The organism is Algoriphagus sp. AGSA1 (assembly GCF_021390545.1).
GTDB lineage: Bacteria > Bacteroidota > Bacteroidia > Cytophagales > Cyclobacteriaceae > Algoriphagus.
In genome coordinates this window covers 195,028-220,502 of record NZ_JAJUWR010000002.1, presented here as the reverse complement: position 1 = coordinate 220,502, position 25,475 = coordinate 195,028, and the positions used below count along the sequence as shown (strand labels likewise).

The following is a 25,475-nucleotide window of genomic DNA, read 5'->3' as shown; positions in this document are numbered from 1 at the left end:
TCAGTCGATTAGGGTATTGTACATCAGGTCATATCGGGACTTTGTGATAGAACGCCGCAAAGCTGCCAAGTCAGAATCGGAAAGGTTGCCCTTCAAAGCGGCATAAAACTGATGATAATCCGCACTTTCCTCCGAGCATCCATAGATGCCCACTGACCCATAGCGTGAGGCATCCATGGTGTCAACACAATCGTAGGAATTGTTCCAATTCAGTACAATGGTACCATAGGTGTCACTGCCATAGCAACTGCAGCCAACTTTTTGGCACTCTTTCATAAGCTTTACCCGCTCCTGGTCCACCTGGGATGCCCAAGTCATAAAATCCTGTCTGGCCAGTTCGGTCTTTTCGGCGAGAAGCTCCGCCTTTTGCCTCAGCATTCCGATCCTAGCCTCTTTGCCCTGATGAAGAATTGTTCGTTTGGAAGTAAAAGCATCTTCTATTGCCAGCACTGCCTTATCCTGGTAGTGTGAAAGGTTGGCGGTATAATCCCAGATCTTATCAGAAAAAACTGTGTTCTCTTCTTTGATGGTAGTTTCCTGTTGTTGAAACTCGTCCCGAAATTTAAGTAGTCGCTCTTCTCCCTCCCTTATTTGGGTTCCCAACTGCTTTTGCTGAGCTATAAGCAGAGGATACTCGCCCACCTTCAACTTTGATGTATCCCGAAGCAAGAGTTCCAGCTGGAACAAATCGGATTTCCAGGTCCGCAGTTCATTCTGAAGACTTGAAGTCCGTTCCTGTTGAGCCTGAAAAAGCCTTTGTAATCTGCTTTTATTCTCATCGATCCTATCCTGAAGCTTGGCCTTCTCTCCATCGATTTTTAGAGAGATCTTCTCCCTAGCTTCTTTGACAGTCTTGTCTTCTTCCTCATCCAGTTCCTTCAGTTTCACATTGTACACATCTATCCGGTCTTCCAGATTGTGCTTCTCGGCAAGCAACCTCATCAGCTCACGGATGGGCCCACTATGCCTGGATTTCCCGGTTTTGACCACATTCTCTTTATAATCGCTGCTGTGGGCGACGATTTCCCTTTTCAACCGCTCAATATCATCCAATGCCTGTTCTATTGCGCTGCTAGCATCCGCTATTTTACCTTCCTGTGCCTTACCTGCGTTCCTGATCCTTTCATGGTATTCTTCCAGGACGCCATCCCTATATTCCTCATATTTTTCCCAGGCCACACTGGATGGCACCCTGTGCCAGTGATCGGCAGTGCATATAGGGGGCGGGCCACCTGCACTGCATGTGCCTGGACTGTTCTCTTCCCAGCCAGACCGGGCAGATTCCCGTCTGTTTTTCCAGGATTCACTGTTCTCGATCTCCTCCAGTTTGTCGGCAAGTCGCTGCCGCGCAGATTCAATCATCACCTCTTTTTCCAGTTCCTGCTTGGTTATTTCCTTTTTAAGGTCTTCTATTTTTTCCTGTAAACTAAGAATTCGGTTTGCCTTGCTTTCAATACTGGACAAGTCCGACCCTCCGCCTGTCTGGGCTGATACAGCGGCAGCCATAGAAATCCAAAGCACCATTGAAACACCTATCCTGTATTTAAGTCTGATTCTATTCATACTCTTTGCTTATTTAAAATGTCTGTGGAGTGGATCAAATTGGATGGTTTACACCCATAGAAGTTTACTGTGTTGCGCATGAGCTCTCCTTTAAAAAATGGATACTGATTGTATTGCAGAGTAAAGCCGGATCTCCTGCCAGGAATCCAAGGGATTCCGCACAGGTGCGGATATAGGCTTCATCTTTTTGATAATGGGTTAAATGGATGTTACCGTCATCACAGAGGTACATCCCCAAGAAAATATCAGATGTGGAAGAAAAAAGAAGACAGCCAGGGGAGTCATGGTCAGCATGAAATAAGAAAAGGTCGAATATCTCCTCAAAATCCATCAATTCGAAGCTATATCCAATTGAATCTCCATGGATTGCCCCGTATGACTTAAATCTTTCCCTTTTGGAGGGCGATTCAAATGGGTATTCTGACAGAAGATCCACTTTTAGCCAATGGAGAAGAATCGGTTGGCCTGCGCCCAACGTTTCAAATAACAAAGCCAATCGGGCAGGAAATTCCTTTTCATAGGCTGCTCGGGTAGAGGCAGCCCATCCAAAGGCTGAGAACCCCAAAGGCTCCTTTAGTGTGCTATTGAAGGGATTGCAGTGGTCAAAGCGTGGAAAGTCGAGATCAGTCTCCTCCAACTCCCGTGAATAATAAGCCTGAAGGGAGGCGACATAGCAATCAATAGCGGGAGAATTCTTAAATACGGCAGATCTATCGATGGGCGTCAACATAATAAATAAAATCGGTCAGTAGATAAGTACAGATGATTTGAGGGATGACAAACTTCTTTCCCATCCGGAGGTCGGCTAAGGGAAAATAACTGACTGTGCAAAGATTATAGAAATAGGTTTTTCAAAAAATCCCCTCAAGAGGGGATTTTTTGAAAAACCGCTTAAATAATAATAATGGATGGGTTGAAAGATATTCCTTGTGCAGAAAAAACCACAGAAGTAAACATATCTACCTGTAAAACAAATAATTAACTCAAAAAGAAACATCTATCAAGTCAGGGAGAAGTAAGATTCAGGCTCCTTTCCCCTACCTAGGAAGAGTGTTTCACAGCAATCGAATAGTATAAAAACCGAAAATAGTTTTTATTCCTAGACAGTTAAATGCCAAGGCATCATCTTCAAGCAAAGAAATGGATAAGCTTATTTTAGACCATGCCCAGAAAATCTGGAAGGAAATAGCACAACATAAAACACCGGGTGACCTCAAGCTAGAGATCGAACTTTATAAGAAATTACTCAATATTTTCAATGTTGGGGAGTATTACTATATGGTATTCAATCCACCGGAAATGACAATCGAATATACCAATCAGGCGATACAGCATGTATTGGGTTACCTGCCAGAGGAATTTACGCTTGCTAAATTGATGCAAATAATCCATCCTGATGATTTGCCTTTGTTTTTGGATTTTGAAGCAACTGTAACAGATTTCTGGTCTAAGCTCCCACCAGAAAAAGTAATGAAGTATAAAAGCAGGTATGATTACAGGATCAGAAAAAAGAATGGGAAGTACCTTCGAATTCTACAGCAAATTATTACAATCCAAAGTGATGAAGACGGAGCTGTACTCCGGACATTTGTGGTGCATACGGATATTTCCCATCTTAAAAAAGACAATAAAATGGTCTTGTCATTCATTGGCCTTGAAGGGGAACCATCCTATGTTGATGTAAAACCTATCCGAAAACTCGAACCTCAGAAAGAGCTGTTTACCAAACGTGAGAAGCAAGTGTTAGATCTAATGCTTGCGAATAAGACTTCCAATGATATTGCGATGATGCTGAATGTAAGCAAAAGTACAATCGCCAGCCACCGGAAAAATATTCTAACGAAAACCAATACTCACAATGTGCTTGATCTGCTCAAGTTAGGGCTGGAAAAAGGCTGGATATAGTAATGAATTCCCAGAACACAACCCTCATTCAAGCCACACCGGCTGGGTAAAGGCACCGTTGGCAGCTACATCCCACACTTCCAGCCGGATCCATTTTCTGTCCTTCAGGTCTATAGCAAATTCAAAATCCTGCGAACCGAATGATCCGGTATCACTCATATCTATTTTCTCCCGATATACCTGCTCTCCATCCCCGGAAATAATTTCCACATAATTCAAGGGAAAGGTCCAGTCTATCGTCACCTGTACTTCAGCTTTTCCTCTGCTTCCCAATGCCAGTGTCTCGCCACTTTCTACTCCGTTAACCGTGAAAGAAGGCAGCAACACTTCGCCTGTTCCGGAGAAAAATTTCCCTGTCTGTAGGACATCCAGTACGGATTGCCAGCCCTCCTCAAACTTGGGAAGCTTGTCCAGTTGTAGGTAATTGATATTCATAGGGCCGTAGATTTCATAATCCGGCTCCAATTTGAAAAGGTCAGCTTCCGCGATCACATACTTTCGCTCTCCCCAATTTGCCATGTCATCCATCAGGTCCAGTACTCTTTTGCCCATGCTGGGAAGGGATAAATCGGCAGGGATCACCTTCCAGGCCGCTCCATTGAAACGGTCAGATTTGAAAAACACCTCTTCTTTATACCTATCAGGATAACCAGTAGAGCCTTTGGTTCTGGCATGAGCGACCCAGGCAAGTCCTTTTTCCGCTTCCAAAAGCCGGAGCATCTCTTCCTTGTTTCCTACCCTATATACTTTTCCATAAGCTTCAGTTTCTTCCACAAAAGGCTGTCCCTCTTCCCGTGACATGATCCAATATACCGGCTTGGGAAACATATTCATCCAGTGTCCACCGTAATGCACATTTGGCTCCTCACCGGGAATCATCAAAAAATCACCAGTGGACAGTCTTGCGCTTTCTTCAAACATCAACTCCAGTTCAGGCAACCTTCTCGGCCCTGGATCTCGAGGATTACCTGCCAGATGATATTCGCCCAGATGCATGATATTTACCCCCATGCTTCTCAGAGCTTTCACGTGGCCGGGAATTTCCGGAACGGGTTTGTGGGTAAGAATGTCATCCATGTGCTCCGTGTGAAAATGGCTTGCCATGGTGCGATAACCGTCTAGTGGTTTGTACTGATCCCCATGCGTATAAGCTTTCACATCTTCCATGATCTGCCCGTCTTTGGAGCCAGCTAGGAGCACAAAGAAATTCAGGCGTTGGTGGGAGTTTGGTGGGGCATTGAACCAGGGAACATGTCGATTGTCACCCATCAGATCTTGCCGGATCCCCAGCCCAAACCCATCTGTCAGCGCCCTGTAATCACTTCCAAACCAGACAAACTTTAGATTGTAAGCATTGTCCAAGGGGTAAAAATATTGATGCGGGGCGGGGAACACCGCCAAACTACCCTGCTCACTTTCGCCTATAATTGTACGGTATCTCACCGCAAGATTTTCCGCAGCCTGATTTAGCTCTATGTCTGAGGCTGATTGCAGATACCCATCCGTATCAGACCAGAAAATCTCTTTCCAGGGCCTTTCCTTGCTTACCAATCCTGCATCGTAGATAATAGCCTTAGCATCTTCCTCAGTACTGAGCACAGCTGCCATATTCATCAGTGCACTTCCGTGATAAAGCGTGATCTCCAGCCAGCCATTAAAATCCCCTGCATGCATAGCGTCCACCCTGATAACCGTCCTCTGGCCTTGGCTACTGACATGAAGTTGTTTTTTGTCCAAAGAAACAGGAAAAGCTTCGTGGGGATTGTAGGCTGTCCGGTCAAAAAAGATATTCCAGCCACTTTCCTTACTAAGATCGCGCTGGCCTACTGTCAAAATGAAATGAGGGTCAATAGTTTGGGCAATGTCAAACACGCCTCTGGGATTCTGCAGTTGTATAGCACTGAAAAGTGGAAATTCTGCACGCATATCAAGTCGTAGCACACCTTTTTCACGGGATCCCGTAGGCCAAGATACTTCGACCATACCCTCTTGTTCGGTCACAGAAGCTCCATTTTCCGGTGAAAAATCATTGAGAATTACTTTTCCCTGAGAAAAAGCAAACGGGCTGAATAAAACTAACAAAAAACCCAAGGAAATAAACTTAAAACAGGTCATAGCGCTCTTTTAGTCAAAAATAGGTAAAGACCGAGAAGTGGTACTGGGCTCTCTTCCTGCCACAGTCGGCCAGCCATTAGTCCAGACGATTTTATCCAAGAGTAACACCCGTCGATTGGTACCATTATTAAGTTTAGGCTTTTGCTTATCCATGCCATGGTATAGCAACCAATCTTGCCCTGCGGAATCGGTTACAATTTCAGCATTATGCCCTGGCCCGGCATAACCAATGTGTCCAGCATTTGTGCCCACGACCAAAGTTCCGGAATCTGAGTCCATCATGTCTTTTCCATCCTGATCGATGTAGGGACCGGATAGATTTTCAGATCTTCCTACCAGCACTTTATAGGTACTGTTAGCCCCTTCGCAGCAAGTCCCTGCCGAGCCGAAGAGGTAATAATATCCTTCCTTTTGGAATACATAAGCTGCCTCCAAATGATTACCCGCCAACTGAATCTTCTCACCAGTTGCTTTTTTACCATCATCGGAAAGTTCAACCATATACAATCCATGAAAGCTTCCCCAGATCAGAAATTTTTGCCCGTTTTCTTCTATATAAAATGGATCAATGGAATTGGCCACCCCTATTTCTTTGGAATCAAATACCTTCCCCTGATCTATAAAAGGCCCTTCTGGCTTTTCCGCTATTGCCAAACCGACTCCCGGATTAGGATCTCCCCACGTGGAAAAAGAATAATACATATAGAACTGATCTCCCACTTGAGTGACATCCGGAGCCCATATCCCACCACGTTCCTTCCAATCAGGCTTTTTTTCCATAGAATTACCTACCAAGTCCCAATTTACCAGATCTCTTGACTTGATTACGGGTACCAAGTGGTAGCCCCCCTCTTCTCCCCAGTTGTCCTCTGTACCATAGGCATAAAATTCATCACCGACATTCACTACTGTGGGGTCTGCCAGTACGGGTTCGAAAACAGGATTGATGTATCTGAGCGTGTCGCTCAGGGCGGAATCCTCAACTTCGGGCTTTTGACTTTCAAAAGGCTCAGAGCAAGAGACAAATGCCAGGATGGTACAGATTAAAAGATGCATAGTGTGATTTTTGGTAAACATACTGAAAAAAACCGGGGTCGTCCAGTACCCATCTCACTGGCTGGACGCCCCGGCATATCCATAAGAGGCTTATAGATTTACTTTTGCTATTTCCGAAAAGATCATATCCTCCACTCCTTGGATTCTTACGCCTATCCGGGCATAGCCATAATTTTGGGCAGGAACTCTCTCGGGAACATCCACTTCCAGTGTGATGGCGGATAGATCCTCAAGATCACCTCCACCCCTATTGGCAGTAGCAATACTGGTACGATTATCGACAAAAAACGTCTTACTTACATAAAGGGAAACTTCCTGTATGTTTCTCGAGTCATCTCCGGTAATAATCTGATCCAAATCAAAAGTTGCTGAAACCTTATTGCCTCCGCCACTGATATCAGTATTGCGAATCATGTAATAAGGGAGCACTTCGATGTCAATGGTCTGACTTCCCGTAAGATTAACAGGTATAGTGTCATTACCGGTCTGTTCATTGTTGATTTTCATAAATGGTCCCTGATTATCTGGTATAATCATTTTATAATCTCCCTTAAAAAGAAGCGAGGAATATGAACCATCTTGATCCACGGCCACCCCTATATTCCCTAGCCGCTGCCAGCCAGATTCCCAAAGCTCGATGTACACATCGTTGTAACTGACACCTATGGGTTCGCCTTGATAGACGATCCTGCCATCCAACTGAAAATTTGGCTCATCGTAATTATCATAACTACAGGATATCAGGGAAGCTGCTATCCCCATCATTCCCAGTATATTTTTGAAATTCATAGCTTGTTGAGTTTATAGGAATATTTATTGATTTGGATTTCGAACAATTTTTGGGTTGTTATTACGGACATTATCGCCAATGAATGAGTAATAATTTCCCAGCCTAAAACGGTGCGCATTGAAAACCGGAGCAGGCAAAAATTCCTCAAACATCCATTTCCCGTCATTTGGAGAACCTGGCTCGTAGTATTTGAAAGGCTTTAAGCCAAAAACCCTTGTACTGACCGCCAAAGCATCCCCAGGGTTGTTGGTCAGCGACACGGACTCTCCATTCCAAACACGGTGGGCAAGTCTCCAGCGCTTCTTGTCCCAAAGGACATGGTTTTCAAATGCCAATTCTATTTTACGCTCATGTACGATACGGTCAAAATCAATTTCAGCAGGGGTCAGATCAATAGGAAACCCTGCTCTTCTCCTTACCTGATTCATGTATTCGGCTGCCTTTTCCATATCACCCAGCTCGAACGCCGCCTCAGCGGCATTTAAAAGAATCTCAGCATACCGGAACCTAACCAACCACACAGCTGAGCCAGTTCCTCTTTGGCCTGAGCCTACGGAAGTATCCACATATTTTCTCAGGTAAAAGCCATTCTGTGCGGTCCACTCCATCTGGTCTATCGGCCCATCAAAGCCCACCACCTGAACGGAGGAATTACTGCCCGGAAGTTGTGCCTGTCCGCCTAACTGTCCAGAAGTAACCACCGAACCGTCAGCTAGCTTATACCCCGCCCAAATATCCACTTCCTGTCCTCTGAAGGTAGCTCCAGGCACGATTACCGTTCCCAACAAACGCGGATCTCTTCCTTCGAAAATATCCATAGGATCATCGTAGAATATAGGATTTCCAGAAGCATCCTTTGTCGGAAGTTTTGCAAATGTATTGTCCAGCAGTTCATAGGACTGGACTAGGTTGAGCGAAGGATTCATTTTACCCCCAGACGTATTTTCTTCTCTCAAGGAGCGCGGTATATTTTCTATAGTGAATCCGTGTGTTCTACCCTGCACTAGGAAATCCTTCGCTAAAATGACTTCATTATTGGAATTCTTGTTCAGAAAAATATTGGTATAGTTCTCAGACTTATCAGGCTCTTGATCGAAAAGCCCGTACGTCCCCAAAGCCATCACTTCCTCTGAAGCCCGTAAGGCAGTAGTGTAATACGCATTGGCCATCTCGGCCGGTATCCCCACTTCTCCTCCCGGCAAGGAAACTTCCGGAGTGAGCTGTCCATAATTTGCTATAGACCCAGCATATAGCGCCGCACGGGAAACCAATGCTAGCGCCGCACCTTTGGTTGCTCTGGATTTGGTTCCTCCATTTGGAAGATCATCCTTGACCTCTTCCATTTCAGCAATCACATAATCATAGATTTCGTGTTCTTTGGCTCGTGGGTACTGCAGATATGTTGGGTCCCCGCTGTAATCGTACTCCATAGACTCCAAAATCAACGGTACTCCTCCCATTCGCTTGACATGCTCAAAGTACACCATGGCACGTATGAACTTGGCTTCGGCAAGAAATCTGGATCTGGCATCTGCAGAAATTTCTGTCGCTTCCTCGCATTTTTCAATGAACAAGTTTACGTCACGGATATACCCGTAATTCCACATTCCCCAATCCCCATAGCCATAATCTTGGTTTTGATGCCTCCAATAATCTCCCGCGTTACTGGCAAAGGCCTCATCGAAATTAGCATACTCCCACCAATTCTCTAATCCCTGATAGTCAGGTAATCTGTTGTACAGATCAGCAAGCACAGAAAATACCAGGTCTTCATTTGCCCACACTTGGTCTTCCCCTAATAAATCCGTGGGCTCCCTGTCTAAAAACTCGTCATTGTCACATCCTGCGAAGGCAAGAAAAATGACTAGGTATATATATTTCAAATTTTTCATTATTCGTTGGTTCAGGTTAATTAGAATGATACGTTAAAGCCTACATTCACCACTTTGTTCTGTGGATACTGTAAGCCATTCTCGTCAGCTATTTCAGGATCAATTCCAAACTGATGTACATTATCAAGTGAAAAAAGATTGAAACTGCTCACATATACTCTTGCTCTGGACATGTTCCATCTGTTCAATAGCTTTTCCGGCAGGGTATAGCCCACTTCTAGTATTCTCATTCTGAGGTATTTCACATTGGTAAGCCACCAGGTAGAGTTTCTGTTATAGTTACTGTGACCTCCAGTATTGAACCTCAGCGGAGGATTTTTGCCTGGTACCCAGGGGCTATTGATATCCAGGATATCCTCTCGGTGATATCTGTCGTCATACATGGACCTCAATAGATTACCGCCGTTTTGGTAAGGCCATCTCATCTCCCAGTTTTGATTGTATGAGTACATTCCACCACCTGAGAAATCAGCAGTCAAGTCAAATCCTCTATACTGGAAATTGAAGTTCAAACCGAAGTTTACGCTTGGTTGACCGCCTGACTGGTATCCTATAGGACGCTCGTCATAGCCATCGATTTTGCCATCCCCGTTCACATCTTTGTAAATAAGGTCTCCAGGAAGCAAGGTTCCATTACCCTGACCGTCAATATTTACAGGATGGCTGTTGATCGCTTCGAAAGAGTCAAACTGTCCAACAATTTCGTAGCCCCAGAATATCCCGTTATATCTGTCTTCGCCTGAGTTTCTATAATGGTCCCAGGATGAGCTAAAAGTAGGGTTGTAAGACTGAAGGAATTTGCTCCGTGCATACGATGCATTTGCACCTATCCTGAATACCAAATCCCCAACTTTACCGTTCCAGTTGACCGCGATTTCCGCTCCTGAGTTAGAATCAGAATTTAAATTTTCATCAGTCAAGCCGTAACCAAGCTCCACAGGCAGGAAAACATCGTTTCTTACTCCTCGAAGGCCAGTCCGTTTTCTATTAAAGTAATCCACCGCACCGGTGATTTTTCCGCTTCCAAAAGAAAAGTCCAGGCCTATATCTGTAATTTTACTTACAAACCAAGAAAGATTGTCAATTGGCTGCCCGGTATTCACTGACCCCTGAATATTTTCACCATCTACTATTACTGTAGATACTCCATATTGATAACCTGTCAAGTAATCAAATGGGGTTATAAATCGGGGATCATCTGAAGGGATTCCCATATTGATATTATCATCGCCCAATTGCCCATAGGAAGCTCTGATTTTCAGTTCATCCATATTTAGATTGGAGGCAAAACTGTTCATAAAGCCTTCTTCCGATATTCTCCATCCTGCGGATACAGACGGGAAAAACCCCCAGCGATTATCAGGGGAAAACTTCCAAGAGGCGTCTGCCCGTCCTGCCACTTCCAGTAGATATTTTCCCGCATAATCGTAGTTTAAACGACCCACATAGCCAATTCTAGCCTCTTCCTGTCGCTCATCATTATATGTATCCGTGTCGGCAAACCTGATTATATCCAGGTAATTATTGGTAGGCACCGAATGGACAAAATTATATAGCCGGGTACGTTCAATCCGCTCGTTCAATGCAAAAGCAGCAAAATTATGCTTCTCCCCAAAGGTCTTATTATAGGTCAAAGACAGTTGCCATACATTCTCCATGATCTTGGTCTGCCCACGGTCCCTGTATGGGTTATCATTACCGCCAGAACGGAAATACTCATCAGTTTCTGGATTATATCCGAATACGTCATAGGTATATTCAAAGGTATTGAACATGTTGTCTGCCAGATAATAGGAGTACAACCCTTTCGCTACCAAATCCGGTACGATCTCATACTCTGCGGTAAAGTTGGCCTGAAGCACCTGCCATTTGTTATCATAAAAGCCTGTACGATCATAGTTCAGCAGCGCCCAGTTGGTTTCTATATTATTGATGTTGGCCGGGTAGTCCGGATTATCATTGGCATAGGGACGCTCTGTAGGCCGGTTTCTGAACAATGCGAATCTGGGTTGCCAATAGTCGTCATGGCCAGGCACCCCCGGGTTATTTCTGTTTTCGATCCTTCCGTTGATCTGCATTCCCACTCTGAACTTGTCCGTGATATCTGTGTTGATATTGGATTGGATATTTGTTCTGTTGAATTCAAATTCATCAGAAAAAACAGCTTTCTGGTCGAATCGGGTGACGGATAAATAATAGTTTGTTTTCTCGGAACCCCCGGATACTGAAGCATTGAAGTTGCTTTGGGGAGCGTTTCCCTTTATAATAAAGTCCTTCCAGTCGAAGGATCTATAGCCATATTCAGTTCCCTGCTTCCACTTTTCCAATTCTGCTGCAGTGATATTGGTACTACCAAATTGATTGATGTCTGCATCGGCCTGACCCAACATCCATTCGTACGCATTTACCCCATCAGGAAATCGAGACCAGTTTTGCCAGCCGTAATAGCCATTGATATTGATTGTTGGGGTCTCACCACGCTTGCCTTGTTTGGTTTTCACCACGACTACCCCATTTGCGGCACGTGATCCATAAACAGCCGCCGAGGCATCTTTCAGTATAGTGATACTTTCTATATCTCCAGGGGCAAGATTATTGAATTGACCCTCGTCTTTTTGGATCCCGTCAATTACAAAAAGCGGCGTCCCCATATTCCTGATCTGGAGCCAGGCGCCGGCACCTGGTCGTCCATCGGGCTGGCGAAAGGATAGCCCTGCCATTTTTCCTGCCAGTGCTCCGGAGACGGTGGCTGAGGGCACCTTTTCTATATCACGACTAGTGACATTGGCAATGGCACCTGTGATGGTCTCCTTCTGCTGCTCCCCATAACCTACGACAATTACTTCATCCAGGCTGCCAAGATCACTTGCCAACTGAACCTCAAGTTCGGTCTGGGTCCCTACTATAATCTCCTGGGTTTTGAAACCTATAAACGAGGCTCTTAAGGTAGCGTTGGCACTAGCAAGAGTAAGTGCGAATTTCCCGTCAATATCTGTAACAGTTCCATTTGAGGTTCCTTTCTCAAGGATGCTGACTCCGGGCAGAGGTTCCCCTGAGGACTCCTCTAATATAATTCCGCGGACTGTGGTGCCTTGCTGAGCCATCAGTGGAGTTACCACCAGAACAGCCATAAGAAGCATGAGGCTGGATTTCATGAGAAGAAGTCTTTTCATAAATAATCATTTTGGGTTAAAAACTATGTAATAAATTAGGTCTTCGGTTTTGGCAATAGTTTTCCTGAAGCCTTGAAAAAGGCTCGTTTTAGGATTCGGAAAAAACAAGAAAATACTGCCCTACTTTTTTGACTGGTGGAATTGCCAGAGAATCGGGCTAGGTTGGCGTGAAAATTTTTAGCATATGGATAAGGGTTTATTGTAATTTATATGAGTTCAGAACGCCCCCTCACTTGTTATGACAAAACGCTCTTTCTGATTTCATAAAAGTAAATTATCCCTAAGCGGACTTTTAATAAAAAAACTTCAAAAAATGTAAGATAATCATTTCCGAACCATATTATAAATCTATCATATCCATAAAAACAGAATATTAACACTTAAAATAGAGGTAATACAAAATATAAACTCAATGAAATTAAGCCAATCCGACTAAATCAATTGATTGTTTTAAATCAGGCAATACCAAAAGCCAGCCATTCGAAATCGATTGCGAAAACGAATCTTCTAGGAATAGATTTTGTAACTTTTCAGTCAATGAATAGAAAATAACAAGCAATAATGCTGTGGAGCCTGTAAAAAAAAACAAGAAAAGTGCTTAGGGCAATTGTTTTTGATAATTTCAATTCCATAACCCAAAATCCTATGAACTTGTCCAAACTACTACTGGCAGGTTTCCTCAGCCTCAGTCTTCATTTAAGCATTTCCAGCCAAGCACAGGAAAAGCGTTACTACTTCCGACACTATGATGTTAACTCCGGATTGTCCCAAAACTCCGTTTTTTCCATTTTTCAGGACAGTCAAGGCTTTATGTGGTTTGGCACCAAGTACGGACTGAATAGATTTGATGGGCAACGTTGGAAAAATTACACCACAGACTCAAAAGGAAATCCCCAGGATATTTTAGGAAATGACTACGTGCATGTGATCCACGAAGATCGAGAAGGACTTTTGTGGATAGGCACTGACGAGGGTATTTACTTATTCGACAAGGAACTTGACAAGTTTACCGCATTCCCTTATCTAACTGACAAAGGCATCAAGCCTACTGGGATAGTTTCGTCCATGGCAGAAGACCAATCCGGGAATATCTGGATAGCTGGAAACAACCAAGGAATATTCAGATTTGATTTCGGAAAAAAGGAACTTACTCGTTATGCCCACGATCCTGATAAGAAAGGAAGTATCCCCCCGGGCGATGTCACCTCCGTCAAAGTAGATGAGGGAAACGTGGTGTGGATTTCCATTGCCGGCAGTGGTGTTGGGCGATTTGTGGAAGACACCAAAACATTTTCCATGTATCTGGATGAGGAGAAAAAGCTTCCACAAGACCATATTATTGGACTTCAGGACTGGGGGGATTTTATGCTGATCGGAACCAAAAATGCCGGGGTGAAGAAAATGGAAAAAAGCACCGGCAAAGTGAGTAATCTACTGACAAGTGATAAAAGCGGTGCCCCGCTATTTGTGAGGGACATGTTCCAGTTCAGCAAAAATGAATTGGGAATAGGAACTGAGTCGGGGTTGTTTATCTATGATTTCGTGACCAACACCTACCAGCAGGTGGAGGAAAATGCCGATGATCCTTATTCTCTTGCCAATAATGCCATTTACTCCCTTTATAAAGACACAGAGGGGGGAATCTGGGTAGGAAGCTATTTCGGAGGTGTGAATTACTTACCTAATCAGCCAGTGAAATTTGAAAAATACTATCCTATCACCAATGTAAACACCATCAGTGGAAAACGTGTAAGGGAAATCATAGGAAACGGTGACGGAAAAATCTGGATCGGAACCGAGGATGCAAGCCTGAATCTTTTCGATCCCAAAACAGGTACATTTGAGCAAGTGCCCGTTGGCAATTCTGACCGGGAGCTTTCTTATCGGAATATCCACGGCCTGGCCCGCCAGGGTGATTCACTCTGGGTGGGCACGTTTACAGGAGGTGTCAATATCATCAATACCAAAACGGGAAAAATCACGAAATTCAATTCTAGCACTCCCGAAGCCGGACTTCACACTGATGATGTATTCGCTCTTTTGAATGACAGCAAAAACAGAATCTGGCTGGGCACGCCTTTCGGGTTTTACCGATATGAAAATGATGAAAACAGATTCAGGAAATTTGAGGAGTTCAAAAATTATTTTGTCTATTCCCTACTGGAAGACCATGCAGGGAACATATGGGCCGGGACCTATAATGACGGACTATTTCGTTTCAATCCAGAATCGGGGGAATTAACCCAGTTCAAGCCCGATCCGGACGATCCTGGAAGTATTCCACATCATACTGTCATCGATGTGTTTGAGGATTCGAAGAATACCATCTGGGCAGCTACTACAGGGGGTGGATTTGTCAAATTCAATCCAACAGACCAATCGTTCAAAACCTACACCGTAGCCAATGGATTCCCCGCAAGTACTTATTTCAAAATCTTGGAGGATAACAACGGACTATTATGGATTACCTCCAATAAAGGATTGCTGCAATTCGACCCAACTACTGAGGATGCTCGTCTTTACAATGAAAAAAGCGGTTTGATTCCAAGCCCCTTCAACTATAGATCTGGCTATAAAGCCGAAGACGGCACTTTATACTTTGGTTCACAGGGGGGATTGATCTCCTTCCATCCGGACAAAATCGAAGTTTCAAATTTTCATCCCAAACTGGTTTTCACAGACATCCGACTTTTCAACGAGGAAATCCCAATCAACCCGGAGGATGGCATCTTACACAAATCGATTATATATACTGATAAGATCACCTTACAACATGATCAGAATTCCCTGACCTTTGAAGTGGCTTCGCTGGGTTATACAAATTCCCAAAGCTGGAATTATTCCTATAGAATGAAGGGACTTGAAGATGAGTGGAGACAGCTTTCCGACTCCCAAATCTTATCGTATTCCTATCTGCCACCGGGAAATTACACGCTTCAGATCAGATCTCCGGAGATCCAATCATCAGGTGACTATAAAGAAGCGCGGTTGGAGATTGAGATCCTACCACCATTTTACCTTACCCCGCTGGCTTATATATTCTATGTAATACTGTCAGTATTGGTGGTATATTGGCTCATCTCTTTGTATAAAACCAGGGTAAACAACCGCCATCAGGTGCAGCTCAACCTTCTAGAGGCAGAAAAGGAAAAGGAACTGTATGAGGCTAAAATCGAGTTTTTCACCAACATCACCCATGAGATCCGAACCCCTCTGACCCTTATCAAGGGACCTATCGAAGATATACTCAGTAAAGACAGAAACTGTGACCCTGAGGTTAAAAACGACCTGCTGATCATTGAGAAAAACACCAACCGGCTGATTGATCTGAGCAATCAGTTGCTTGACTTCCGCAAGACTGAACAGCGTGGGTTCAAACTGAGTTTTCTCAAAACGGAAATCAGCGGGATTTTAGATGAATTATACGCACGCTTTAAGGTCACTGCGGTACAATCCGGTCTGAATTTCACCCTTGAAAAATCCACCCCTGCCCTTTTTGCGGATATCGACAAAGAAGCCGTAATCAAGATTCTCAGCAATCTGCTGATCAATGCCCTTAAAAATGCTGATACCATGATACATATCCGCTTGGTCTATGATCCCACGAACTCCTCGACCTTTAAAATAGATATATCCAACGATGGCACACTGATCCCTGCAAGTCTGGGTAAAAAGATTTTCGAACCATTTTTCCAAATTGACGAAAACTATATTCCTAAAACAAAACAGGGTACCGGACTAGGCTTGCCTCTGGCAAAGTCACTCGCAGAAATGCATCATGGAAGTCTAAGGTTGGATTCCGACCCCGAGCTCAACAGGTTTGTATTAGAATTGCCGATCAAGCAAAAAGAAGCCATCCATCTCGAAGATGAGTCAGAACCCTACATTGAACCAAAGGAAATAGGGGAATCTCCGCATAAAACTGGAAAACAAGAAAAACCTAAGAAAAAAAGTAGCCTTCCCGCCATACTTTTGGTGGAAGACAACAAGGAATTGCTCACTTTTCTGGGTGAAAAGCTCAAAGGGAAATATGTCATTCATAAGGCCGCAAATGGATTGTTGGCAATGGATATTCTGAAAAAGGAACCTATTGATTTGGTTATTTCAGATGTGATGATGCCTGAAATGGATGGTTATAAACTTTGTGAGCACATCAAGTCCAATCTGGACACCAGCCATATCCCAGTGGTGTTGCTCACTGCAAAAAACAATATAAACGCCAAAATTACAGGACTGGAAATGGGTGCTGATGTGTATCTGGAAAAACCATTTTCCCTGGAGTTTCTTTATCTGCAGATCAAAAATCTTCTCCAGCACCGTGACCAGATCAAAAAAGCCTTTGCCAGCCTTCCCTTAGTAAATTCCGATACCATCGCACATTCCAAAGCTGATGAGGAATTCCTGAGCAAAATCAATGAGGCAATTCTGGAAAACATCGAAAATGAGTTGTTTGGGGTTTCCGAACTGGCAGACAAGCTGCACATGAGCCAGTCAAGCCTGCTGCGCAAAATCAAAGGTATCTCCGAACTCACTCCAAACGGCTATATCCGGCTGGTGCGACTGAAGAAATCAGCCGAACTGCTCAGTGAAGGGCTACATAGTATTGCGGAAATCAGCGAAATGGTGGGATTCAACAGTCCCTCCTACTTTACCAAATGCTTCCAGAAGCACTTTGGTGAATTGCCAAAGGATTTTTCCAAAAAAACAGACGTACTGGAGTCTTAGAAGAATAACCTATTTGGCTGGTTTTGAGAGCCACCAGCCAGGTATTTTTTTCATTATCCAAGTATTGCACCCCTGTACTCCGGCAAGGGCAAAACCCAATTCTCTCCAAGACTATCCAATATTCACCAGTTATTCTACCAATACTAGAAAGCACACTTGGAACATACAGGGGAGTTTAAAGTAAAAATCACCCAGAATAATCCCCTAATTGTAAATCAATGGCTTAGGATTAACCTAACCTTCAAAAAGAAGGGAAATTGCTATTTTTTGAAGTTTAGCGACTAATCCAGAAGTGGGTCTATTGGTAGTTTTACAGCCAAAGTTGAATCAACCAGCGGACTAAGGCTTAACTTAGTTCTGATAAACCCTGATAAACCAAAATATTCATGCGATCACATAGACGCTTCAATGTTCTATTTGTGTTGTTTGTGACTTTTATCTCTAGTCTCAGTTACACGCAACTAGCTACAGCAGCTAATTCTGAACCTGCCCCCCGACGTGCAGAAGTCCTTTTTCTAGGTCATGCCAGCGAGCATCATAATTCCCGCCTGTATGCGCCCTGGCTTGCTACCGCACTTTTCCAAAGTGGCATCAACCTTACTTACACGGAGAAACTGGAAGATCTGAACGCCGAAAACCTGGCGAAATACGACGGTTTGGTCATTTATGCCAACCACGATATGCTCTCCAAAGACCAAGAAAATGCGATGAGGAATTTTGTGGAAAGCGGAAAAGGTCTGATACCGCTCCATTCTGCTACGGGATGTTTCAAAAACTCGGATTGGTATATCGAGACTATAGGAGGTCAGTTTGCCTCCCATGGAGAGGGGGAGTTTACAGCCGAGATTACAACTGCAAACCACCCGTTGATGAAAGACCTGAAGCCTTTTGCCACTTGGGATGAGACCTACATGCACCAGCGGATCAACCCTGATATGACCGTGCTTATGGAACGTGTGGACGGTGATCATAGAGAACCTTATACTTGGGTGAGAAATGTGGGGAAAGGACGCGTATTTTATACCGCTTACGGTCACGATCAGCGGACTTGGCAAACACCGGGCTTTCTAGAGCTTCTCCAAAATGGTATTTTTTGGGCAATGGGAGATGAAGTCAAGGCGAATGTGGTGGCATTGAATATCCCCAATGTATCGATCTACGATGAGAAAATCTCTGACTTCACCGCCAGATATGAGGTACCACGGATCCAAGATGCACTTGAGCCCGAGGAATCCAAAAAGCTCATTCAAAAACCTGTTGATTTTACCCTAGAGTTGTTTGCATCCGAACCCGACATCCAGAACCCCATAGCGATGGCTTGGGACGAAAGGGGAAGACTATGGATCGTGGAATCGGTTGATTATCCGAACACATTCAAAGAAACCGATGGCTTGGCAAATGACCGGATCAAAATATGCGAGGATACCAATGGAGACGGCAAGGCAGATAAATTCACTGTCTTTGCGGATGGGCTGAACATTCCGACCAGCATGGTCTTCGCCAATGGTGGGGTGATTGTATCCATGGCACCTGATTTTGTGTTTATGAAAGACACGGATGGAGACGATGTGGCAGATGTGAAGGAAGTAATTATGACTGGCTGGGGAAAAAATGACACCCATGCCGGCCCTTCGAATCTCCAATACGGTTTCGACAATAAAATCTGGGGAGTAAATGGCTACTCAGGATTCAACGGCACTGTCAACGGGGAACAAATGAGTTTTTCCCAAGGACTTTATCGAATGGACCCAGATGGGGAAAATTTCGAATACCTCGCGGGTACCAGCAACAATACCTGGGGCCTAGGCTTCTCTGAAGACAACAATGTATTCATCTCCACTGCCAATAATACCCATGCCGGCTACTATTCCATCCCTGCCAAATACCTGCAGCGTGTTATCCCCAAAGCGACAGAAGACGAAGCCTCACCTGAGTTTGAGATTCAGCCTATCCATAAAATCGACGGGCACTATGATGCACATGCCATGACTCCAAACCTGCGTCAAGTGGATGTAGTGGGTGGATTTACTTCTGCTGCGGGATTTAAGCTCTATACTGCACGGGATTTCCCCAAAGAGTATTGGAACAGAATTGCATTTATCAACGAGCCTACTATCCGATTGACCCACAATGCTATCATCGAACCCCATGGGGCTGGCTTTGCGGAAAGTGACGGCTGGAACCTCCTTGCAAGTTCGGATGAGTGGTTTGGACCGGTCCAGACGGAAGTCGGTCCAGACGGCGCCGTTTGGGTGGCAGATTGGTACAATTTCATCATACAGCACAATGTGTTTGTGGAGCGTCAGGCACCTTCAAGAATGGTATTGCCTTTCGAAGAGCAGCCCCATGGGCAGGGCAATGCCTTCGAAAGCAAGCTACGGGACACCAATCATGGCAGAATTTACAGAGTAGTGTATAAGGGGGCGAGAGATTCCAAAACCCTGAAATTGACAAAAGAAGATCCAAAAGGACTGATTTCAGCATTAAAAAGCGACAATATGTTCTGGAGAATGACCGCACAGCGCCTGCTCGTGGAGTCTGGAAACCAGCAAGTTTTCACTGACCTGTATAAAATCATCAACGACAAATCAGTGGATGAAATCGGGCTAAACAGCCCTGCTGTCCATGCGCTATGGACGCTACATGGCTTGGGTGCATTCTCTGGAACTAATACCGAGGCTTTGCAAACAGCTAAAAATGCCCTTTCACATCCTGCCTCCGGAGTAAGGAAAGCGGCTCTAGCTGTCTTGCCCAATGAGCAAGCGACCACCCAAGCGATCAAGTCGTCAGGTCTCACACAGGACGAAGATCTAAACGTAAGAATGCATGCTATTCTCAAATTGGCGGAAGTTCCTACAAGTACTGAAGCTGGTGCAATGCTCTATCAGGCGAGTTTGGATGAGGTAAATGCCAAAGACGACTGGTTACAAAAATCGCTTTTTGCGGCCGCAGCTGAGCAGGGCAAATTCTTTATAGAGGCAGTAGGAAATGACAAAACAGACCTGACCCGTCGATTAGTGGAAGCCGTAGCCCATGAAAAATATGAACTGGGCAGACGAAGTACACTTCAATATTCTCCAGAGGTGATAGGAAAGGCCATATTCATTTCCACGCAGATTTCTAAAAGAAGAGATGAAGAACCCTTTGGTGTCATCGCTGCGCATGGAGATGCCCAAAATGGCTATACGTTCTACTTGGAAGCAGGAAAACTACACTGGGTAGTGAAGCAAAACGGAAAATCCTTTGAAGCCGTGACCAGCGAAACTTTACCAGAAGGCTATGAAGCGCAGGCAGCCATCGCACAAGATGGCAAAATGGAAATACTCGTGAACGGTAAGACAGCGGCAACTGCTAAAGCTCCTGCCACTTTCACTGGCAATCTTGCTCCTAGCGTACGATCCGGTCGGGACTTCGGAGGAGATAGAAATGTAGGCACCTATCAGGATGAATTCAGTTTTGAAGGTAACCTGAGAAATGTCGTATTAGAATTAAAATAAGCATGCCATGATCAAAGCAACCTTATTTCCTATAGCAACATTGCTGCTAGCTAGTAACTGGTTTTATTTCTCCACAGAAATAAAACCGTCTGTAGCGATTGCTCTTTGCGAAACCAATCCAATAGAAACTACAGGAAAACGAGAAAGTAGTAGTCTTACAACAAGAAATGCAGAAAGGCGAGAGACCACGATTTTGTTGGAAATCGTACCTGAGATGATGAAGTTCGATCAGGACACCTTCACCGTTAAAGCCAGTGACAAAATCATCCTTGAAATCGACAACCTGGATGGTATGGAGCACAATCTTTTGATCACAAAGCCAGGGACTCTAGACAAAGTAGGGGCTGCGGCAGATGCTATGCTTAGGGATCCCAAAGCTTCGGAAAAATTCTATGTACCTGAGATTCCGGAGGTGCTTTTCTCCACTAAAATGATCGGGCCTCAGGAATTGTACACCTTGACTTTCACTGCCCCAACCCAACCTGGACACTACCCTTTCGTCTGCACCTTTCCAGGCCACTGGCGCATGATGAACGGTATCATGAAAGTGGAAAGTTGACCGTAAATTGAGTGACTAATTAGTTTTAACAATACTCAAACCCATTTAACAATGAAAATAACCCGAAAAATCAACCTCCAAACCATTATCCTACTAGGGGTAGGGGTTATCCTATCTTTTGGCCTGATATTCAACCTGTCAGCCGAAGACAAGGAAAAGCCTATTCTGAAAAAGAAGCCGATTAAAGTCCTGATGGTAGGCGGTGACGCGTCCCATGATTTTGATAAATGGTACAAAGAAGTGGATGCCGCTACGCTGGAAATGAAAGGATTGGCTGAAGTCACCTACACCGATGATACGGATAACATCAAGAACTACCTAGAGGGTGTGGATGTTCTTTTTCTCGCCAACAACAAGGCTATCAATGACATTGCCAGTCGAGAAGCAATTTTTGCTTTTGCTGATGCCGGCAAGGGAATCATCATCGCTCATGCCGGGATGTGGTATAGCTGGAGAGACTGGCCAGAGTACAATAAGGAACTGGTCAGCGGTGGTTCCAGAGGGCACGATCGCTATGGCAAATTTGATATCAACCTCAGCGATATCAAGCATCCTGTGACTAAGGGAGTTCCCTCCCACTTCTCCCTTGAAGATGAGTTATACTATCAGAAAGTGGATCCTGATGGCCCCGGAATCGAGGTATTGGCCAATGCAAGTACTGAGGGCAAGGAGCCATTTCCTTCCGTTTTTATCGTGAAGCATCCCAAAGCAAAAATTGTGGGGATCGCCCTAGGCCACGATGCGGCATCCCACGAATTTGAACCATATCAGACCTTGATCAGAAATGCCGTAAAATGGGCCGCCAAGTAAAGCTCCCTGCCAAATTCCTTCCCAGTCTGTGCTTGTCTTCCGCTAGATGGAGCTCCACAGTCCGGGATCATTTGAGCCGATTGGTATCTCAACTCAAAACAAATTAATCTCACCTTTTCAAGCAATAAATCAAAAACCTAAAGCATACAAAAATGAGTCAAAAGCAAATCACCGTAGTGATAGTCGGACTGGGTTTCGGCAAAGAGTTTATCCCTATTTACCAAGCACATCCTAATATCAAAGCTGTTGGAATCTGCACCAGAAATCCAAAAACGATAGATGAATTGGCAACCAAGTTTAACCTTGACCGCAACCTCTGCTTTACTAATTTCGATGATGTGCCTAAGCGTGAGGATGTAGATGCGATCCACATCGTGACTCCCGTACCGGATCATGCCCGCATGACACTGGCTTCACTTAATGCCAATAAACACACCGCTTGCACTATTCCTATGGCGATGACCAAGGAGGATTGCGCGGCGATCGTAGATGCGAAAAGAAAGTCCGGTAAAGTCTATATGATGATGGAAACCGCCCTTTACACGCGTGAATTTCTGTATGGATTAAAGCTGGCCGAGACAGGACAACTGGGCAGAATCCAGATGGTAAGGGGCTCACATATCCAGGACATGAGCATGCCGGGCTGGGATGAATACTGGAAAGGTTTTCCGCCTATGCTGAACGGCACACATGCGATTTCCCCGCTGCTCAGAATCAACAATACCAAAGCCGAAACAGTTGTCTGTCATGGCTCCGGACGCCTGAGCGAGGATTTAGCGAGTCGCTATGGATCTCCTTTCGCAATGGAAACCGCCACTTTCACCCTGAATAACTCCGATGTCATCGCCGAAGCTACCCGTTCCCTTTTTGACGTGGTACGTCAGTATCGTGAGTCCTACGATGTATATGGTACCAAAATGTCCTTTGAATGGGAACAGCTGGAAGATGAAAGCCATGTAATCTTTGATGGTGGGGAAAATGCCCGGAGAATCGATGTGCCTGACACTGACGAGCTGCTGATCGAGCCGATCAAGCATTTTACAAAAAGACAAACCATTGATGATCCAAACCATGTTTCTTTCCTTCAGGGAGCTGGTCATGGAGGGTCTCACCCGCATTTGGTGCAGGAATTCGTCGCAGCCATCGTGGAAGGCCGTGATTCTGCAGTAGATGCCGCCATTGCTGCCAACTATACCTGTGCCGGTATTTGCGCACATGAATCTGCCATGAAAGGCGGAGAGAGAATCCAGGTTCCAACCTTTGATTGATTCGCCATGCAATTTGGAGTAAGCACGTTTTTATGGGTATCGCCTTTCGGTACCCATTCTTTTGACCTCGTCCACAAGGTAAAAGAATTGGGATTTGACATCATAGAGGTTCCTGTAGAGAATAAAGATTTAGTGGACTGGGATGAGCTGAAAAAACTCACCGACGAATTAGGCCTGAAAGTCAGCATAAGTGGGGCTTTTGGAGCTGAGCGGGACATCTCCAGCGAGAATCCTGCTATCCGTGCCAATGGACTGCGGTATATCGAGGATTCCATTAAGATTGCGGCACAAATGGGAAGCCCTCTGTTTGGTGGACCGCTTTATTCAGCTGTGGGTAAGCTACGTTCTATCTCAGCCGAGCAAAAGAAGCTGGAATTTGACTGGTGTGTGACTAACCTGAAAAAGGCATGTAAAACCGCTGAAGAGCATGGAATCACCTTAGGATTGGAGCCGCTCAACCGTTTCGAAAGTGACATGGTCAACACCGTGGATCAGGCACTGGATATCGTGAAAGCTGTGGAATCTCCCTATCTGAAAATCCAGCTGGACACCTTTCACAATAACATTGAAGAGAAAAACATCGCTGCCTCCATCCGAAAAGTCGGTAAGGAACTGCTCTGTCATGTGCAGGGAAATGAAAGTGACCGGGGCACACCCGGTACGGGAAATCTGGCCTGGGATGAGATCAAGGAAGCCCTAGTGGAAATTGGCTATGAAGGTGCGATAGTGATCGAGACATTCGGTGCGGTATCCAAGGAAATGGCGAAAGCCACCTGCATCTGGCGGCCGCTGGCCGCTAGCCCTGATGCATTGGCACGTGAAGGCTTGGCTTTTTATAAAAGGCATTTTGGTAGCTAGACTTTAAATTCTAGTTTTCATGGTCTGTACCCTATCAGCCCGCTCAACCTATTTCGGTCTGTGAGGTCACAGACTGAGGTGATAGAACTAAACTTAAAAATATAGCTTTTCCAACGTTTAAAACTTTGGAAAAGCTAAGATCATTAACCCTTAAAACATGAATTTCACCCACCTCCTCATCACAGTATTTTGGTTTGGTCTAAGCCTTTTTCCAATTGATAAAAAAGAACCAATTCTCCTAGCTGATCCTACGATCTTCTACCACGATCACACATACTATTTGTATGGCACTAGTGGAAAAGACAGCAATCAAGGCTTTGAGGTTTATTTTTCCAAAAATTTTAAATCATGGAAGAAATCGGAAAAGAATGATGGGTTTGCCCTGCGAAAAGGAGAATCATACGGTGACAAAGGCTTCTGGGCTCCGCAGGTTTTTGAGTATGAGGGAAAATTCTACATGGCATACACTGCCAACGAACATATTGCTATCGCAACCTCAGATAGTCCATTAGGTCCTTTCACACAAGCAGAAAAGAAAGACCTGGAAGCTCCTGTAAAGCAGATTGACCCTTATATTTTCATAGATGAGGATGGAAAAAAATATTTGTACCATGTCCGTCTTAAAGAAGGAAACCGCTTATTTGTTGCCGAAATGAAGGATGATTTCTCCGGTATCAAGGAAGAAACCCTAACATACTGTTTCCATGCGGAAGAACCTTGGGAAAACACCCAAAACGTGGAATGGACTGTATCCGAAGGCCCAACAATCATCAAGCACAAGGGATTGTATTACTTCATCTATTCCGCCAATGATTTCCGAAATCCCGACTATGCAGTAGGTTATGCGGTAAGTGAAAGCCCGATGGGACCATGGAGGAAGAGTCCAACTAATCCGATTTTCGACAAAACCGACGCTGGGATCAATGGTTCCGGCCATGGCGATGTATTTGTGGATGCCAAAGGCAAGCTCCGTTACGTTCTTCATACCCATAATTCTGACGAGAAAGTGTCTCCGAGAAAAACTGCCTTGATCGAACTGGAATTTAAATCAAACGGAAATGAACCTGATGTTTTGGAAGTGAAGAAAGGCAGTTTTAAATTTCTTGAAGTGAAGTAAAGAGATGGAAGACGGTAGACAGGAGACGGAAGATAGATTTTAGAACCAAGAACCAAGAATCAAATGTCGGAAGAAAGTTGTAGGAAGTGGTTCGCTTTCTACACCCATCGGCGGAGACAAACCATAAGACTGAGTCAAAGGAGTAAG

15 protein-coding genes are annotated in these 25,475 nt (G+C 44.7%); 8 read left to right on the top strand and 7 right to left on the bottom strand.

The window, feature by feature from the left end:
- Both LZF95_RS02040 and LZF95_RS02035 read right to left on the bottom strand, forming a co-directional pair.
- Positions 1–1,563 carry a hypothetical protein gene (locus LZF95_RS02040; RefSeq protein ID WP_233753322.1) on the bottom strand — a complete coding sequence of 521 codons (1,563 nt, stop codon included), beginning with the start codon at positions 1,561–1,563 and terminating at the stop codon, positions 1–3.
- A 64-nt stretch (positions 1,564–1,627) separates the two neighbouring features.
- Positions 1,628–2,293 (bottom strand): hypothetical protein, encoded by a 666-nt coding sequence (locus LZF95_RS02035; RefSeq protein ID WP_233753321.1) that lies wholly within the window; start codon positions 2,291–2,293, stop codon positions 1,628–1,630.
- A 410-nt stretch (positions 2,294–2,703) separates the two neighbouring features.
- Between LZF95_RS02035 and LZF95_RS02030 the strand changes: the two genes are divergently transcribed.
- The gene (locus LZF95_RS02030; RefSeq protein WP_233753320.1) at positions 2,704–3,468 is read left to right on the top strand and encodes a LuxR C-terminal-related transcriptional regulator; all 765 of its coding nucleotides are present in this window, start codon (positions 2,704–2,706) and stop codon (positions 3,466–3,468) included.
- 24 nt (positions 3,469–3,492) lie between these two features.
- Here the strand turns inward: LZF95_RS02030 and LZF95_RS02025 are convergent, their stop codons facing one another.
- The 5 genes from LZF95_RS02025 to LZF95_RS02005 form a co-directional block, all read right to left on the bottom strand.
- Entirely contained in the window at positions 3,493–5,583 is a 2,091-nt protein-coding gene (locus tag LZF95_RS02025; RefSeq protein ID WP_233753319.1) for a hypothetical protein, read from the bottom strand.
- A 9-nt stretch (positions 5,584–5,592) separates the two neighbouring features.
- On the bottom strand, positions 5,593–6,639 hold the full coding sequence (locus LZF95_RS02020; RefSeq protein ID WP_233753318.1) for a family 43 glycosylhydrolase: 1,047 nt from the start codon (positions 6,637–6,639) through the stop codon (positions 5,593–5,595).
- A 90-nt stretch (positions 6,640–6,729) separates the two neighbouring features.
- On the bottom strand, positions 6,730–7,428 hold the full coding sequence (locus LZF95_RS02015) for a DUF3823 domain-containing protein (protein WP_233753317.1): 699 nt from the start codon (positions 7,426–7,428) through the stop codon (positions 6,730–6,732).
- Positions 7,429–7,452: 24 nt separating this feature from the next.
- On the bottom strand, positions 7,453–9,321 hold the full coding sequence (locus LZF95_RS02010) for a RagB/SusD family nutrient uptake outer membrane protein (RefSeq protein WP_233753316.1): 1,869 nt from the start codon (positions 9,319–9,321) through the stop codon (positions 7,453–7,455).
- Between the two features lie 20 nt (positions 9,322–9,341).
- Positions 9,342–12,494 carry a TonB-dependent receptor gene (locus LZF95_RS02005; RefSeq protein ID WP_233753315.1) on the bottom strand — a complete coding sequence of 1,051 codons (3,153 nt, stop codon included), beginning with the start codon at positions 12,492–12,494 and terminating at the stop codon, positions 9,342–9,344.
- Positions 12,495–13,139: 645 nt separating this feature from the next.
- Between LZF95_RS02005 and LZF95_RS02000 the strand changes: the two genes are divergently transcribed.
- From LZF95_RS02000 to LZF95_RS01970, 7 genes are all read left to right on the top strand, one after another.
- Complete coding sequence (locus LZF95_RS02000; RefSeq protein ID WP_233753314.1) at positions 13,140–17,219, top strand: two-component regulator propeller domain-containing protein; 4,080 nt, start codon at positions 13,140–13,142, stop codon at positions 17,217–17,219.
- Between the two features lie 386 nt (positions 17,220–17,605).
- Positions 17,606–20,716 carry a PVC-type heme-binding CxxCH protein gene (locus LZF95_RS01995; protein WP_233753313.1) on the top strand — a complete coding sequence of 1,037 codons (3,111 nt, stop codon included), beginning with the start codon at positions 17,606–17,608 and terminating at the stop codon, positions 20,714–20,716.
- A gap of 7 nt (positions 20,717–20,723) precedes the next feature.
- Entirely contained in the window at positions 20,724–21,275 is a 552-nt protein-coding gene (locus LZF95_RS01990; protein ID WP_233753312.1) for a plastocyanin/azurin family copper-binding protein, read from the top strand.
- Positions 21,276–21,326: 51 nt separating this feature from the next.
- Positions 21,327–22,085, top strand: a complete 759-nt coding sequence (locus LZF95_RS01985; protein WP_233753311.1) for a ThuA domain-containing protein — start codon at positions 21,327–21,329, stop codon at positions 22,083–22,085.
- A 152-nt stretch (positions 22,086–22,237) separates the two neighbouring features.
- Positions 22,238–23,353 (top strand): Gfo/Idh/MocA family protein, encoded by a 1,116-nt coding sequence (locus LZF95_RS01980; RefSeq protein WP_233753310.1) that lies wholly within the window; start codon positions 22,238–22,240, stop codon positions 23,351–23,353.
- A 6-nt stretch (positions 23,354–23,359) separates the two neighbouring features.
- Positions 23,360–24,211, top strand: a complete 852-nt coding sequence (locus tag LZF95_RS01975) for a sugar phosphate isomerase/epimerase (RefSeq protein WP_233753309.1) — start codon at positions 23,360–23,362, stop codon at positions 24,209–24,211.
- 157 nt (positions 24,212–24,368) lie between these two features.
- On the top strand, positions 24,369–25,328 hold the full coding sequence (locus LZF95_RS01970; RefSeq protein WP_233753308.1) for a glycoside hydrolase family 43 protein: 960 nt from the start codon (positions 24,369–24,371) through the stop codon (positions 25,326–25,328).
- Positions 25,329–25,475: the final 147 nt, after the last annotated feature.